We start from the raw sequence: 14,324 nt of genomic DNA, 5'->3' as shown, positions 1-14,324 counted from the left end.
TCTAGAAAGACTTTGAAACAAAATCATTCTAATTCGAGGAACTGTTTTGTATGCATAAACTGTTTGATGAAAAAATAAATGACTTTTTATTTGTCATAATTTTCCCGTTCCTTCTTTTATTCATGGCATATTATGGCTTTGAATCTTCTTATGTGAATATGAAAATGTGGGAGAAAGCTCCGGATTTTATGTTTTCTTCAGTATATGCTTACCGGGTTATTCCTAATTACTTAAGCGTTCATGCAGGTGATATTTTTACTCAAATAGTAAATGGATTTCCTGATCTGAAAATTTTTCTACTAAAGCACGGAAGCTTATTTTATCATAGCGTTTTTCTTGTAAACAGCTTGTTTTTTGTTTTGTCTTCGGTTCTTTTATCTTTAATTTTTAAGCTTAATCCTTCAGTTTTTTTTCACGATACCAGAATAAAAAGACTTGTACATTTGCTGGCTGTTTTTTTTATTGTAATCACACAGTATGTGCCGACAAATTGTGATAGTATAGCGGTCTTTTTTTATCTTTTCGGAATTTTTTTGAGCTTAAGATATTTTCAATATAAAAAAATCAATGATTTTCTGTTATTAGTTGTCTTGGTTTTTGTCTCCACTTTTGTAAGAGAAACGGCCTGCCTGAATATTGCTTTCTTTGCGGCTCTTTTTGTGAATATAAAAAAGTTGGATTTTAACCGCATAAAAGAAGTTACTTTTCTTGTGGTAGCTTTTTTATCGGCCTATTTTGGATTGAAATTTTTTATTCCTCAACAGGTTTCCTTTGCGGAAGGTGTTTATGTAGTTAAAAATTTTACCAGTCCTTTTAATTTGGCAGGTTTATGCTTCGGGGTTTTGGGATTGTATTTTGTGTCTCAAATTTGTACACCGAATCAACAGATTATATTGAAAAAATATCTTCTTTTTTCCTCTCCCTATTTGGCAATGATTGCTTTTGTGGGGATTTTCTGGGAAACGAGACTTTTTATACCTTTACTCCTGACCGGCTTTGTGGTAGCTTCTCATGAGTTGAAAAAATACCCTACTGTTTCATGAGTATCCTGCATCCATATTATCTTATTGCTATTATTTACATGATGATCTTCAGCTTTCAGGAAGTTTTTTCCAAGAGGGTTGATAAGAAATGGCTTTGGTTTTTAGGGGGTTATCTTATTATTGTCGCGGGGCTTAGAGATCAGGTAGGACCGGATTATGGAAGTTACCGGGGAATATATATTTATTCGGGAACAAAAGATTATATAAGCATATTTATGAAGGCTCTTAATCTGGATGGGCCGCAACCTATGGAGCTGGAATGGCTTTTTGTATTGATCAATAAGATTATGCTTAATGTTTTCAATGCACCTTTTTACATGCTTACCTTCGTGATTGCCATATTCACGATCTTTTTTAAAGTAGAATATGTTGAGGATAATACTTTTTATCCGTTCACCTTCATGTTGTTTATGTTTATTCCCGGTTTTTTTATTGGGGAAAGCGGACAGATTAGGCAGTGTTTGGGATCGTTTATAGTCTATTTTGCCATTAAATTTATTAAACAGAGGAAGCTGTTTTATTACCTTCTGTTTATTTATATAGGTGCCGGTATTCACAATGTCTGTTATATTTTCTTACCCATGTATTGGTTGGTTCGTGTACCTCTCAATAAGACCTGGATGCTCATTCTTATAGTTGGTTCTGTAATCCTATCTCCTTTTGAAGTCTATCGTGTTTTCGGAGATTTCTTGACGAGTATTGCTTCTCAAAGTGAATTGGTAGAGGGTTTTAACGGATATATTGATGAAACAGTACAGAGGCTTAACGGAGGATTCGGAATTCCTGAGGTCATGATGGGAATTCTTACCTTTTTCCTTTTCTTTTTCGACACAAAAATGAAAGAGAGTTTTCCCTACTATGAATATCACAGGAATTATGCCGTTATTGGGATCTGTTTTTACTTTATTTTTAGAAATAACCCTATTTTTTCTTCTCGTTTGGCGGGTGCATTTATTGGATTCTCCTATATCATCATTCCGAATGCAATGTACGTGGCTTCTGAGAACACTAAAAAAACAATTTATACTTTTATAATCGCTTTGGTTATGTTCAATTTTGTCGTTTTCTCGAGTTTTAAAAATATTGTAAACGGAAGATTTACGATTGAACTGTATAAAAATCATCTTCTACCATAAATCTGCGCTTTTTGCTTTAAATAGGGCGATACGTAATGTATCGCTTTTTTCGTTTTGTCTGTTTGGATTAAAATTAATCTTAAATTAATTGTTTCTGTGTAATATTATTATATTTTTGCATTCAAACATGGGTGGTGAATAATTTATTAGTAAATGTATATGTTTAGTTTTTGTTCAAATTAAATATATTAAATTTTAATTATTAATAATTTTTACCATATATGATTTTAGAACTTGTAAAATTCACTTTTTTGAGAATAATAAGTTTGAGAAATAATAAGCTTATTCGGCTGGCAGCCTTATTCGCGATGTTTTTGATTCCTGTTTTTGGTTTTTCTACTATGAAAAATGACTCCTTAAAATTGAGAATTTCAAAGGAGGGTGATTATAAAACAGGAGTTTCAACAAAACAAAACAATCAATATTCCAAGACTTTATTGAAAGATTGGACAAAAGCACCCAATAGTTATGTTTTTGATCCGAATTCTTCTTATGGGGGGATTTATATTCCAGTAAAAAAAGCATATGCAATCTGGCAGACTAATTCTTTTTTTGGTACATCTGGTGTGCCTTCCGGTACTGTTACTGCAGATGTTTTGTGGGAAGATGTTCACGGTCTGATCAAAGCCAATACGAATTACAGTCTTGAAATAGTTGGGGCTGGAGAAGATGCGAAGATCAAAATTCCCATTAATAAATCGAAAGAAGGTAACGCTGTGATTGCGTTTAGGGTAAATGGAGTGATTTTCTGGTCTTGGCACGTTTGGGTTACGGAAGATCCTGGTAACGGATCAACCTATAAAAGCTTTCCGGGAGTTAAAAGAAAGAGGAATGACGGAACTGTGGAAGTAATTCCGGATTCAGAATGGAAGTGGATGGACCGGAATTTAGGAGCTGTCAGTAATTCTATCACAGGAACAGAATGGAATAGAAATGGAGGATTGCTTTATCAGTGGGGAAGAAAAGATCCTATTCCTCCTTTGGTAATGAAAGGTGGAGATTTTTATGAAGTTTCGGGTACAATAGGGAGGATTCGACACAGAGCGGCAAAAAATTTTGATAATGCAACGAACTTCGATAATCTACGACAATTTGTACTGCTTTCAAATGCTACGGTTAACAATAATATCCAGCTTGCTGTAAAAAATCCTTTAAGCTTAATTTATGTAAACAAGGACGATAATTCGGGACCTGCGTATTACAATAACAATACAAATTTGATGGTGAATTGGTTTGGAAAGTCCTCTACACTAACTGATAATAAATTGTCTGAGCTTAATTTATGGTCAGACAATTCCGAAGGGAAAATCATAACAGATTATAATAATCCTGATAATGCAGCGGTATACAAAGACAAGTCGTCGTTTGATCCTTGCCCGAATGGATGGAGAATTCCTTCTATGTTAACCGCGAATTTAGGTTCGGCGTCTTATGTAGACGATATTCGTATAGATTTTTCTCCTTTTGGAGTACAAACCAGTTTAGGAAAGGATGTATTTGAATCTAACGGATATCATATCATCAAGCCAAATAATACCAATGTACCTTCATTTTTACAAGGAGTAAAAGTATATCCTAATGTAGGTTTTGATTTTTCTAATGTAGGAGGAATGAATATGGGGATTTTCCCCGGAACCGGCCAATTAACCATAGATTCCCAAGCGGGTCAGTATACAGATCAGCATCATATGGGATTGTGGACGGCTACGATGGCGAGACATTTTGATACTACTCCTGCAGTAGGTGCAAGATCGATGTTTATGATCTCAGATCAATATCAGACTGATGTACCGGATCCTTCCAAGCCTAATATTAAAGGGAGGTATTGGTATATGCCGACATCTGCGGTGAAAACATCAGATGCGAATGCCTGCAGATGTTTAAAAGATCCATTATACGTCATTGATGATTATGACTTTCCAACTGAATATTTCAGCGCACCAGTAGAATATGTTGAGGGTTTAAATAATCCCAATACGTATCAGATAGTAAAATCTAATACTTTATCTACTGTTGAAATTCCTGTAAGTAAGGCATTTTCTGTACAAAGTCAGTTGCTGGGAAATGAAGCAATTTTAAATGCCGTGAACTTTAATAGTTTAAAAGCGAATGTTCTTTGGACAACCAATACATCTTTAATAAATACAGTAACTGTAACAAACCCATCTCCGGGATCAGTTGCGGTATTAGGTAATTCCAAGATTGTTGTCAATATCAATCCGAACCAGAGCGGTAATGCGGTTATAACTTTGCATAACGGAAGTATTACAAATCCTGTGTACTGGTCATGGCATATTTGGGTGACGGATACGGATGTAAGCAGTTATAATTATACAACTGAATTGCCAGACGCTACAGCAACTAATTATGTGAATTATATTCCTAAAGGAGATATTTTAAAAACAGAATTCATGGACAGGAACTTGGGAGCTACTGATGCTTTTCCTCAGGTTGCCGATCCTTTGACTCCGACTGCTGCTGAACTCGCAAAAATTCGTGCATCGACAGGTTTGCAGTATCAATGGGGAAGAAAAGATCCTATTCCATCATTTCAAAATGCTGATAACAGATCAGGTTATAATGTGTTTTTAGGTAGTGTTTCGAGCAATGGGACTGTTGCTTATACTACGCTTACTCCGGCAGTGTATAATGATCTTGCCGGTAACTATATTGTTCCTTATACTACTTATTCGAATGCCTCAAATGCAAATGTTTTATCTACAGACAGGCCTTCGCAAAAAATTGCAAAAGTAATTTCTTATGCGGTAGGACATCCTATGGTATATATGATACCAAGTAGCTTTGCTTCCTATAATTCTTCTGTTCCCAATTATACCAACGGAACAGACTGGCTTGCAACAGAACCTAATCTTGCTGCGGATAGATGGGGAAGAGGTGGTAAAAAATCTCCTTTTGATCCGTGTCCTGCGGGGTGGAGAATTCCTGATTTGACAGGTGTTACAATAGTGAGTAATAAAGATTTTGGAATCTCTCCTTGGTATAAAAAAGATAAGAACGTAGCAACAAGCTATAGTGTTGCTAGTGATTATTTAGGAACCAGGGTTCGAAACAGTACTTCTACCACGATAGGCTACATGTATAATGATGCCAGCTATCAGGTTGGCAATTATCCCAACTCGGGTTCTAGAGGCTTTAGAAGCGTAACGGCCAATCAAACTGCTCAGGGAACATTTAATGTAAACAATTTTCAGTATCCCGGAGTATGGACAGATGCGCTTACTTCCAATTATATCGGAAGACCCGTTAATATTCTTTTTGATGCCGCATCAACTGCAAACCGAATGATTGCTTTTCATGATAATAATGATCCTTACTTTGGAATGAATTGCAGATGCGTAAAAATGAAATTTGATCAGAATGGCGAGGAACTGGGAGTAATACCTAAAAATATGGTAACTGTTGGAGTGGGTGGCTCTTCCGGGAATTTAGCAACAACTAATCTGGATAAAGAAGAGGATACACTTGTTTTATATCCAAATCCTGTTCGTAATAGCTTATATGTAAAAGGAGTTGCAGGTAAACTGTATCAATTTCAGATATTTAATGCTGCCGGACAACTTGTTTTGGCGGGGCAGTTTAAAAATAACCAGGCTGATCTTTCCGCTCTTCCTGTTGGAGTGTATTTAGTTAAAATCAATAATTACGAAACAGTAACGAAAATTATTAAACGATAGTTTTTTAACATCTCATCTATTTAGGAGGAAACATATAGTATTAAAATGTTTTTAAATTCATACTTTTGATTGAAAGGAATGTATGATTAAAAAATAAAATTCTGTATGTTTCTTTTTTTTGTGGAAATTCCCTAAGTAATGACCGTGTTAGAAAAAATGATCTCTCGTTTCAACAGTAAGAATTTTATTTATTTTCTCATTGTAATAACCGCAATTTATACGCTTGCCTTTACCTTTTTGCATAATGTCCGGTCAGATGGCTATATTTTAGGAGACTGGCTGGTAAATTATCAGGATGGAGGTTTTAAAAGAAGAGGTCTGTCCGGAAGTTTCTTTTTCCTTGTACAGGATATGACGGGAGTGAAGCTGAATATTTTAGTCTATATTTTTCAGGTGATCATCATCTCGTTGTTTTTTTATTACTATTTTAAAATCATACAATATAAAGAAGCTACCTTTCTATATCTCTCTTTATTGCTTTCTTCAATAGGTTTTGTCGGCTTGCTGAACTGTGTCGATTATGTTGGAAAAAAAGAATTTATTGTATTCTTTTTATTTGCATTCTTTGTCTACTTAATAGATAATAACAAGCTTACCAGAATCCGGGAGTGGGGATTTTCTATAGCTCTTTTTGTATCTACCCTATTTCATGAAGTTACCTTGTTTTTTATCCCGTATTTTCTGATAACACTATACTTAAAAACGGGAAAGATAGAACTTGAAAGATATTTGAAATATATTCTTGCTGTATTTATTCCGGCCGTTTTACTTATGCTTTTCGGAAAACAAATCAATGAGGGACAATCGCTGAATATTTTAAAAGAAAGAGGAGTTATATTTACCAGAGGAATATTTTTTTGGAATATAAATGAAAGGCAGTATATCATACAGCACTTTAATGAATATAAACTGTATTTTTTAAGTTTAGGAATAAGCATTTTTCATATTGCATTTTACCTGAAATATTTAACAGAAAGAAAAATAATATCCATTCTCCTGATAGGAGCTTTTTTATTTTCCCTGCCTCTTTTTTATCTGGCAATTGATTGGGGAAGATGGATGTATATCCATATGATGTTTATCATCATTCTTTTTGGTCTGTTACTGAAAAAAACGAACTCAGCATATAGTTCAGAAACAATAATTATAAATAAAAAATTTTACGTAACGCTGCTTATTATAATTCTCTCACTCATTTATCGGGTAGAGATGTCGGGAAGAGGTTTTACATTCGAAGGGTTGTTCTACAGGATATGTATAGCACCAATGGATTTGTTAAATAAAATGCTCTAAGCAGACCTATATAATAAAAAAGCTTTACTTTTGCAAAAAATTTTTAGAATGTCGAAAAATTTAGTAATCGTCGAATCACCGGCAAAAGCAAAAACTATTCAGAAGTATTTAGGTAAGGATTTCGAAGTGAAATCCAGTTTTGGACATATCCGAGATTTACCTAAAAAAGGAATGGGGATTGACTTGGCTACCTTCAGTCCCGATTACGAAGTTTCTGCAGATAAAAAGAAGTTGGTAACAGAACTGAAAGCCGCTGTGAAAAAAGCCGAAATGGTTTGGCTGGCTTCCGATGAAGACCGCGAAGGAGAGGCTATTGCATGGCACTTGGCAGAAGAGTTGAAACTGAAGCCGGAAAACAGAAAAAGAATCGTTTTCCATGAAATTACTAAAAATGCCATTCTAAAATCAATTGAAAATCCTAGAGATATAGATCAGAATCTGGTAAATGCACAACAGGCAAGAAGGGTTTTGGATAGAATCGTAGGTTTCGAAATGTCTCCGGTACTTTGGAAAAAAGTAAAACCCGGATTGTCAGCAGGAAGAGTACAATCAGTTGCGGTAAGATTAATTGTTGAAAGAGAAAAAGAAATCCGTGAATTTGTGCCCAAAGCAAGCTTTAAACTGGATGGGATTTTCTTAAATAAAGCTGCACAGGAAATTTCGGCAAAGCTTAAAAAAGATTTTGATAAAGAAGAAGATGCAGAAAAATTCTTAGAACAGGCAAGAACTGCTGAATTCAAAGTTTTAAATGTTGAAACCAGACCGGGAACGCGTTCTGCTTCTGCACCCTTTACAACTTCTACTTTGCAGCAGGAAGCTTCTTCAAGATTAGGATATAATGTGACCAATACAATGCGTCTTGCACAAAGGCTGTATGAGGAAGGATACATTACTTATATGAGAACAGACTCAGTAAACCTTTCTCAGGAGGCTATAGAAGGTGCCAAAAAACAAATCACCTCAGAATACGGAGCAGCATATTCTTCACCAAGAAATTACACAACAAAATCTGCTTCAGCACAGGAAGCTCACGAAGCAATTCGTCCGACAGACTTTGCTGTAACAAGTATCGGAGATGCTCAATTAAACAGATTGTACCAGTTAATTTATAGAAGAACACTGGCTTCTCAGATGGCCAATGCTAAAATTGAGAAGACTGTGATTGAAATCGGAAATGCAAAACTTCCCCAGCATTTTGAAGCACAGGGTGAAGTAATCATTTTTGATGGTTTCCTGAAAGCTTACGGAATTGTGAAAACTGAAGATGATGATGAAGAAAACAACGAAAAATTACTTCCGAAAGTAAGCGTTGGAGAAGTTTTAGAATATAAAAAAATTACAGCAACCGAAAAATTTACGAGACCAAGCGCAAGATATACAGAAGCAGGTTTGGTGAAAAAGCTAGAAGAATTAGGAATTGGTCGTCCATCTACGTATGCACCGACAATTCAGACGATTCAAAACCGTGAATATGTTGACAAAAGAGAAATCGAACCGCAGACAAGAGAAGTGGTGAAAATTTCTTTGGCAAAAGATAAAATCAAAAAAGAAGTCCTTGAAGAGAAATTCGGTGGGGATAAAAATAAGTTCGTTCCAACGGACACCGGAGAAGTAGTAAGTGATTTCTTAACAGATAACTTTAAAGAAATTTTAGATTACGGTTTCACGGCAAGAGTAGAAGAAAGCTTCGATGAAATTGCCAACGGTGATCAGAAATGGAAAGAAATGATGACGAATTTCTACTCAAAATTCCATCCGAGAATTGAAGATGTAGAAGAACATGCAGAAAGAGCAACAGGAGACCGACTTTTAGGTGTTGATCCGAAAACAGGTAAAAATGTTCACGCGAGAATCGGAAGATTCGGTGCGATGATCCAGATCGGAGAAACGGATGATGAAGAAAAACCAATCTTTGCATCCTTAATGGCGGGCCAAAACATTGCAACCATTACTTTTGAAGAAGCACTGGAATTATTCAGACTTCCATTTGATTTAAATGAAGTTGACGGACAGCCTGTTTCGGTTGGCGTTGGAAGATTCGGACCTTATGTGAAGTGGGGCGAAACATACATCAGTATTCCGAAAGGTGAAGATCCACTTTCAGTAGATCAGAAACGTGCGGAGGAAATCATCAATGAAAAGAAAGTAGCAGATGCACCGATTGCAACATACAAAGGGGAGCCTGTAACAAAAGGAACGGGGAGATTCGGGCCTTTCATCAAATACCAAAGTATTTTTGTCAATGTTCCGAAGAGATATGATTTTGAAAATCTTTCTCAAAGCGATATCAATGAACTGATTGATGCTAAACTGGAAAAAGAAGCTAACAGATATATCCAGCAGTGGGAAAAAGAAAAAATCTCCATTGAAAACGGAAGATGGGGGCCATTCATCAAGTTCGGAAAAGCAATGTTTAAAATTCCGAAAAAAGCGGATGATACCAAATATGAGAGTGAAGAGTTGAAAGACGTTTCTCTTGATGAGGTTAAAAAATGGATTACCGATCAGGATCCGAAAGCTTTTGCAGAGAAAAAGAAACCTGCAGCGAAGAAAACGACTACGACTAAAAAAGCAACGACAGCAAAGAAAACAGTTGCTAAAAAGAAATAATTAAAAAGCACAGACTAAATCTGTGCTTTTTGTTTTTAGATGCTGTATGTTGATGTAAGAGTTATTTTTTCAATGCTTTTTAACTTTCAGTATTGATATGTTTTTCATCCATTCCAAAGCAGTGTTCATTGGTTCTTTAGAGTTTGAGAATGCGGTATTATGTCCTAATGTTGGAAATAATTTGTATTCATAATGTTTACCTTTGGAAATTAATGTATTGAGATGTTCAATTGATAAATTCACAGGAACCTGAATGTCTTTGCCGCCAAAAATCCATAATCCCGGAATTGATAATTTGGAAAGAGCATTTAACGGATTAGTATCTGTAAACTCATATTTGTCTGGATCATTCATGGTGTGGTTTCGGGCATCTTCTTCGGTATGTGTAGCCCAAAAATTTGAATTTCCGTTAGTGTAAAACTGAAACCTAAGCTGTTCCTTTACCGTTATCAATGCACCACTGAATATAGTCATGAATTTGACTTTGTTATTTTTCATGGCAGTCAATGGAATTATCCATCCAGCCTGGCTTGCGCCAATTAAACCTATTGGTATTTTATTGTTTGGTAAATCTTTAAATAATACATCTACTGCAGCACTAGCATCCAGAGATAAAAGAGTAAGATTTGAGGCGTCAACATTATTGGTTCCGACTTCCGGTCCTGCATAAATACCTGCAGATTCTCCGACACCGCGTTTGTCATAGGTTAGAACCGCAATGTCATTTTCAGCCAATAATGTCGCAAATTCGGTCATTCTTTTTTCCTGTCCGGATCCATGCACTATTACCACGGCCGCAGAAATGTGCTTCGGTTTAAAAATTGTTCCAGCAAGCATATCTCCTTCGCTTAGAAACTTTATATTTTTAGTAGTAAAGTTTGGTGCAATTGCTGATAGGTGATGGGTAGCACACAAAAGAAATAATACTAGAAGGAAATTCCTGTAATATTTTTTTGTTATTGTGACATTTTTACAATGAATCAGTTTTTTGATGGTTTTCATTTGAATTTATTTTTTTATTAGTGTAGTCTGGTTTTGTGTTTGTTACATTGTATATAGTATGTTTTCTGTTATTAATCAGATGGATAAGTTTTTATGGTCGACTCAATGGCACTCACTATTTAACCTGAAACTGCAGGACACTGCTTATATCCGTTTCTTCTAAATTAGCTTTCAAATAATAGCAATGGAAAAACCTTTCACCCGTAAAGAATTTCTAAAAACTTCAGCTTTAGGTATGACTGCTGTGTTTTTCGGATCATCATGTACACGTTTATTATCTTCAGAAGAAAAACCCTATTTCAATGTGAAACCAATTGGAAGACAATTTGCTTTGGAAGAATATTACATCTGGTGTTCTTCTCCGATTTGGGGTGAAGATGGGAAAGTTCATCTTTTCTATTCCCGTTGGAAAAAAGAAAAAGGAATGGGAGGCTGGCTCAACGGTTCAGAAATTTGTCGGGCAGAAGCCAATTCGCCATTCTATCAATTTGAACACAAGGAAGTTGTTCTTGCTCCAAGAGAAGGATTCTGGGATGCAACAACGTGTCATAATCCTTTAATTAAAAAAGTCGGAAGCCAATATTTACTGTTTTTTATGGGAAATTCCAATGGAAAAACCAATACAAAAAAAATCGGATTAGCAACATCTAAAAGTCTTGATGGAGAATGGATACGATCTGATCAGCCTTTACTCCTTCCCGGAAAAGAAGGTTCGTGGGACGATCATTGTACAACAAATCCAGCTTTTGTAAAAGGAAATGATGGAAAATACTGGCTGTTTTATAAATCATGGAATACTAAAGAATATGAAACACAAAAAGGACCAATCCGCGGAAACAGAAAATACGGACTGGCAAAGGCGGATTCTCCATTGGGGCCTTACAAAAAAATATCAGAAAATCCGGTGATTGATTTCTCATCATTACCGAATAATGTTCAGTTGGAAGATGCTTTTGTATGGAAGCAAAAAGGAAAATATCACATGGTTTCCCGTGATATGGGATTCTTTAATCATGAATATGGCTTGCATTTAACCACAAAAGATGGAATTCATTGGTCGCAACCGGAGATTGCCTATCTCAATATGAAAAGGTATATCACAGAACCAGCTCCTCCAAAAAATCTAAATAGATTTGGGCGATTGGAGCGTCCCATGATTTTATTGGATAAAGATGGAGAAACGCCGAGGTTTTTATTTGGGGCTACACAAGGTGGTAAATTTGAAACTTCTACGACTTTTGTTTTTGAGATTTTAAGATCTGAAATTTAACAATTATATCAGATTGATAATTCGTTATTTTTTACCAATAAAAATGTTGCATGGACTAAATTGATAAGGTTTTTTGTAAGTTTGTGAAACTAATGCGGATTATACATGAATTTCGAAGACTTTATCATTTCACCAAGAAATTTCAAAACTGAAAACTGGCAAATAGGAAACCAGATCACAAAAGATATTAAAGAAGATAGTATTGTGCTTCTTTTTATTTCGGATTATAGAGGGGCAAATGGAGATGCAGAGGTTCAGGATTTTACAGGAATCAGAAAAGAATTTTACAAACTTTCACAGCTGGATTTTGAAATTCCGGTTGTTGATTTAGGGGATTTGGTTTCGGGGAAATCTGTTCAGGATTCTCATTATATTTTACAGGAAGTGTTATCTGCTTGTCATTATAAAAGAGCAATTCCTGTGATTATTGGTGGTTCTAATGACTTTGCTTTTTCGCTTTTTTCGGCTCTTAACTTTCACACAAAAAATATTAATTATACTCAAATCAGTAATATTATTTCCCTGAAACAGGGCGAAATGATCAATGAACATACTTTTTTAAGCAAAATTTTCGGAGCTAAGAATTTTTCTATTAAGAATTATCATCACTTAGGCTATCAGAAACATTTAAATGAAGCAGATTCTGTAAGATTAGTCAAAGAAGTGGAGTTCGATATTATCCGTCTTGCTGAAATGATGAATTCCACAGAGAAAACCGAACCTTTCTTCAGAAAAGCGGATCTGGTAACGGTTAACTGTGATGCAATAGAAAGTTTCAGTGAGCCTTTTTCGATGAATCCGCAGGTGAATGGCTTGAACCGAAGAGAAATCTGTGCTTATATGAAAGAGATCGGGCTGAGTGAAAATTTAAAATCCGTAGGAATTTTTAATTATAATATTTATTCTGAAAATCAGCTGAATCACCAGCTTTTGGCACAAATGATCTGGTATCTGATTGAAGGAATCAATATTCAAAAGTCTCATCCCAAAGAAAGGCACTATGAGGTGTTTTATGTATTGGTGGATGACAGGCAATATGCTTTCAAGCGTGATACGTTCAGCAATCTTTGGTATTTTGGAGAAGATGAAAATATAGAAAACTGTATTCCTTGTTCGAGAAAGGATTTTGATGAGGCCAAAAAAGGCTGGCTGAATGCCCGGTTTACGAAAATTTAATCTATGAAAAACGTTCTCCAAAAAATTTCTATCATTGTTCCTGTGTATAATGTCGAAAATTATTTGGCAAAATGTCTGGATTCTTTGGTGAATCAAACCTATCAGAATATTGAAATTTTGATAGTTGATGACGGAAGTACGGATGATTCCGGGAAAATTATTAGTGATTTTTCGGGAAAATTTCCGGAAAAGATTAAATCTTTTTATAAAAAAAACGGGGGACTAAGTGATGCCCGAAATGTTGGAATTGATAACGCAACCGGAGATTATATTGGTTTTGTAGATAGTGATGACTATGTTGTAGAAACCATGTTTGAAGAAATGCTGGATCTTGCAGAAAAGCATTCTGCTGAAATGGTAATCTGCAATCTTCAGAAAGTGGATGAGAGCGGAAATGTGGTGCAGAAACTGACGCAGATTCCCAATATGCCTGAAAAAATAGATCTTGAAACTCATTTTTCAGTTTTTTCAGATATTAGCTATTTTGCTTGTAATAAATTATTTAAAAAAGAGCTTTTTGAAACCAAAAGATTTAAAAAAGGAATTTCTTTTGAAGATATTCAGCTGATTCCGCAATTGCTTTTGGAGTGCAAAACGATTGCTCAGACCCAGAATTTCCATTATCAGTATCTGGAACGTCAGAATTCGATTTCAAAAACCCATAATGAAAAAGGACTGGATATTTTGCAGGCGGTTGAAGATGTGGAGATTGCTTTTGAAAAATCAATATATTCTCATAATAAAAAAGAGCTGAAAAACTTTCAGATCTTGGAAGGCATTTATACCTTCTTGGCTTACCTGGCTTTTGTGAAAAATGAAAACTTATTTTATGAAATGAGTGATAAGCTTGATGTTTTCAGGAAAAAAAAGGCTATTAAAATTAAAGATATATTGAGTTATAGTCGTTTTGATAGAAATTATATTTTATCTTTGTCTGTAAGGAAAAAAATTTTCTATCTGCTGTTTTTTGCAGGCCAGAAGAAGCTGATAAGGAAATTAGTATAAACACAAATGCAGGCGAAGGTAATAATTAGATTGTGAATATGTCAAGATATAAATCTTAATTCGATTTTTTAATACTGTAAGTGCCTGAACAATA

At 35.1% G+C, this 14,324-nt stretch carries 9 protein-coding genes; 8 read left to right on the top strand and 1 reads right to left on the bottom strand.

What is annotated here, in order from left to right:
* Nucleotides 1-50 precede the first annotated feature (50 nt).
* From P0Y62_11740 to topA, 5 genes are all read left to right on the top strand, one after another.
* On the top strand, nt 51-1,043 hold the full coding sequence (locus P0Y62_11740) for a hypothetical protein (protein ID WEK68522.1): 993 nt from the start codon (nt 51-53) through the stop codon (nt 1,041-1,043).
* Nucleotides 1,040-2,179 carry an EpsG family protein gene (locus P0Y62_11735; GenBank protein ID WEK68521.1) on the top strand — a complete coding sequence of 380 codons (1,140 nt, stop codon included), beginning with the start codon at nt 1,040-1,042 and terminating at the stop codon, nt 2,177-2,179. The genes P0Y62_11740 and P0Y62_11735 overlap by 4 nt, the downstream gene beginning before the upstream one ends.
* Before the next feature lie 251 nt (nt 2,180-2,430).
* Nucleotides 2,431-5,874, top strand: a complete 3,444-nt coding sequence (locus P0Y62_11730; GenBank protein ID WEK68520.1) for a T9SS type A sorting domain-containing protein — start codon at nt 2,431-2,433, stop codon at nt 5,872-5,874.
* 138 nt (nt 5,875-6,012) lie between these two features.
* Nucleotides 6,013-7,167, top strand: a complete 1,155-nt coding sequence (locus P0Y62_11725; GenBank protein WEK68519.1) for a hypothetical protein — start codon at nt 6,013-6,015, stop codon at nt 7,165-7,167.
* 48 nt (nt 7,168-7,215) lie between these two features.
* The gene (gene topA / locus P0Y62_11720; GenBank protein ID WEK68518.1) at nt 7,216-9,777 is read left to right on the top strand and encodes a type I DNA topoisomerase; all 2,562 of its coding nucleotides are present in this window, start codon (nt 7,216-7,218) and stop codon (nt 9,775-9,777) included.
* 69 nt (nt 9,778-9,846) lie between these two features.
* On the opposite strand, the gene P0Y62_11715 is transcribed toward topA, so the two are convergent.
* Nucleotides 9,847-10,779, bottom strand: a complete 933-nt coding sequence (locus tag P0Y62_11715) for an alpha/beta hydrolase (GenBank protein WEK68517.1) — start codon at nt 10,777-10,779, stop codon at nt 9,847-9,849.
* Between the two features lie 184 nt (nt 10,780-10,963).
* On the opposite strand from P0Y62_11715, the gene P0Y62_11710 reads away from it, so the two are divergent.
* From P0Y62_11710 to P0Y62_11700, 3 genes are all read left to right on the top strand, one after another.
* A complete protein-coding gene (locus tag P0Y62_11710; GenBank protein ID WEK68516.1) occupies nt 10,964-12,049 on the top strand; it encodes a glycoside hydrolase family protein in 1,086 nt (361 codons plus the stop codon).
* Between the two features lie 105 nt (nt 12,050-12,154).
* Nucleotides 12,155-13,225: a formimidoylglutamase gene (locus tag P0Y62_11705; GenBank protein ID WEK68515.1), complete on the top strand. Its 1,071-nt coding sequence runs from the start codon at nt 12,155-12,157 to the stop codon at nt 13,223-13,225.
* Between the two features lie 3 nt (nt 13,226-13,228).
* A complete protein-coding gene (locus P0Y62_11700; GenBank protein WEK68514.1) occupies nt 13,229-14,230 on the top strand; it encodes a glycosyltransferase in 1,002 nt (333 codons plus the stop codon).
* Nucleotides 14,231-14,324 lie beyond the last annotated feature (94 nt).

It is taken from the genome of Candidatus Chryseobacterium colombiense, from assembly GCA_029203185.1.
Lineage (GTDB): Bacteria > Bacteroidota > Bacteroidia > Flavobacteriales > Weeksellaceae > Chryseobacterium > Chryseobacterium colombiense.
Note: the sequence above shows the minus strand (reverse complement) of the source record. Positions and strands in the feature narration are given on the sequence as shown.

Excerpts from the sequence above, each read along its gene's own strand:
- P0Y62_11740 (WEK68522.1), top strand. The coding sequence starts at position 51 with ATGCATAAACTGTTTGATGAAAAAATAAATGACTTTTTATTTGTCATA.
- P0Y62_11735 (WEK68521.1), top strand. The coding sequence starts at position 1,040 with ATGAGTATCCTGCATCCATATTATCTTATTGCTATTATTTACATGATG.
- P0Y62_11725 (WEK68519.1), top strand. The coding sequence starts at position 6,013 with ATGACCGTGTTAGAAAAAATGATCTCTCGTTTCAACAGTAAGAATTTT.
- topA (WEK68518.1), top strand. The coding sequence starts at position 7,216 with ATGTCGAAAAATTTAGTAATCGTCGAATCACCGGCAAAAGCAAAAACT.
- P0Y62_11715 (WEK68517.1), bottom strand. The coding sequence starts at position 10,779 with ATGAAAACCATCAAAAAACTGATTCATTGTAAAAATGTCACAATAACA.
- P0Y62_11710 (WEK68516.1), top strand. The coding sequence starts at position 10,964 with ATGGAAAAACCTTTCACCCGTAAAGAATTTCTAAAAACTTCAGCTTTA.
- P0Y62_11705 (WEK68515.1), top strand. The coding sequence starts at position 12,155 with ATGAATTTCGAAGACTTTATCATTTCACCAAGAAATTTCAAAACTGAA.
- P0Y62_11700 (WEK68514.1), top strand. The coding sequence starts at position 13,229 with ATGAAAAACGTTCTCCAAAAAATTTCTATCATTGTTCCTGTGTATAAT.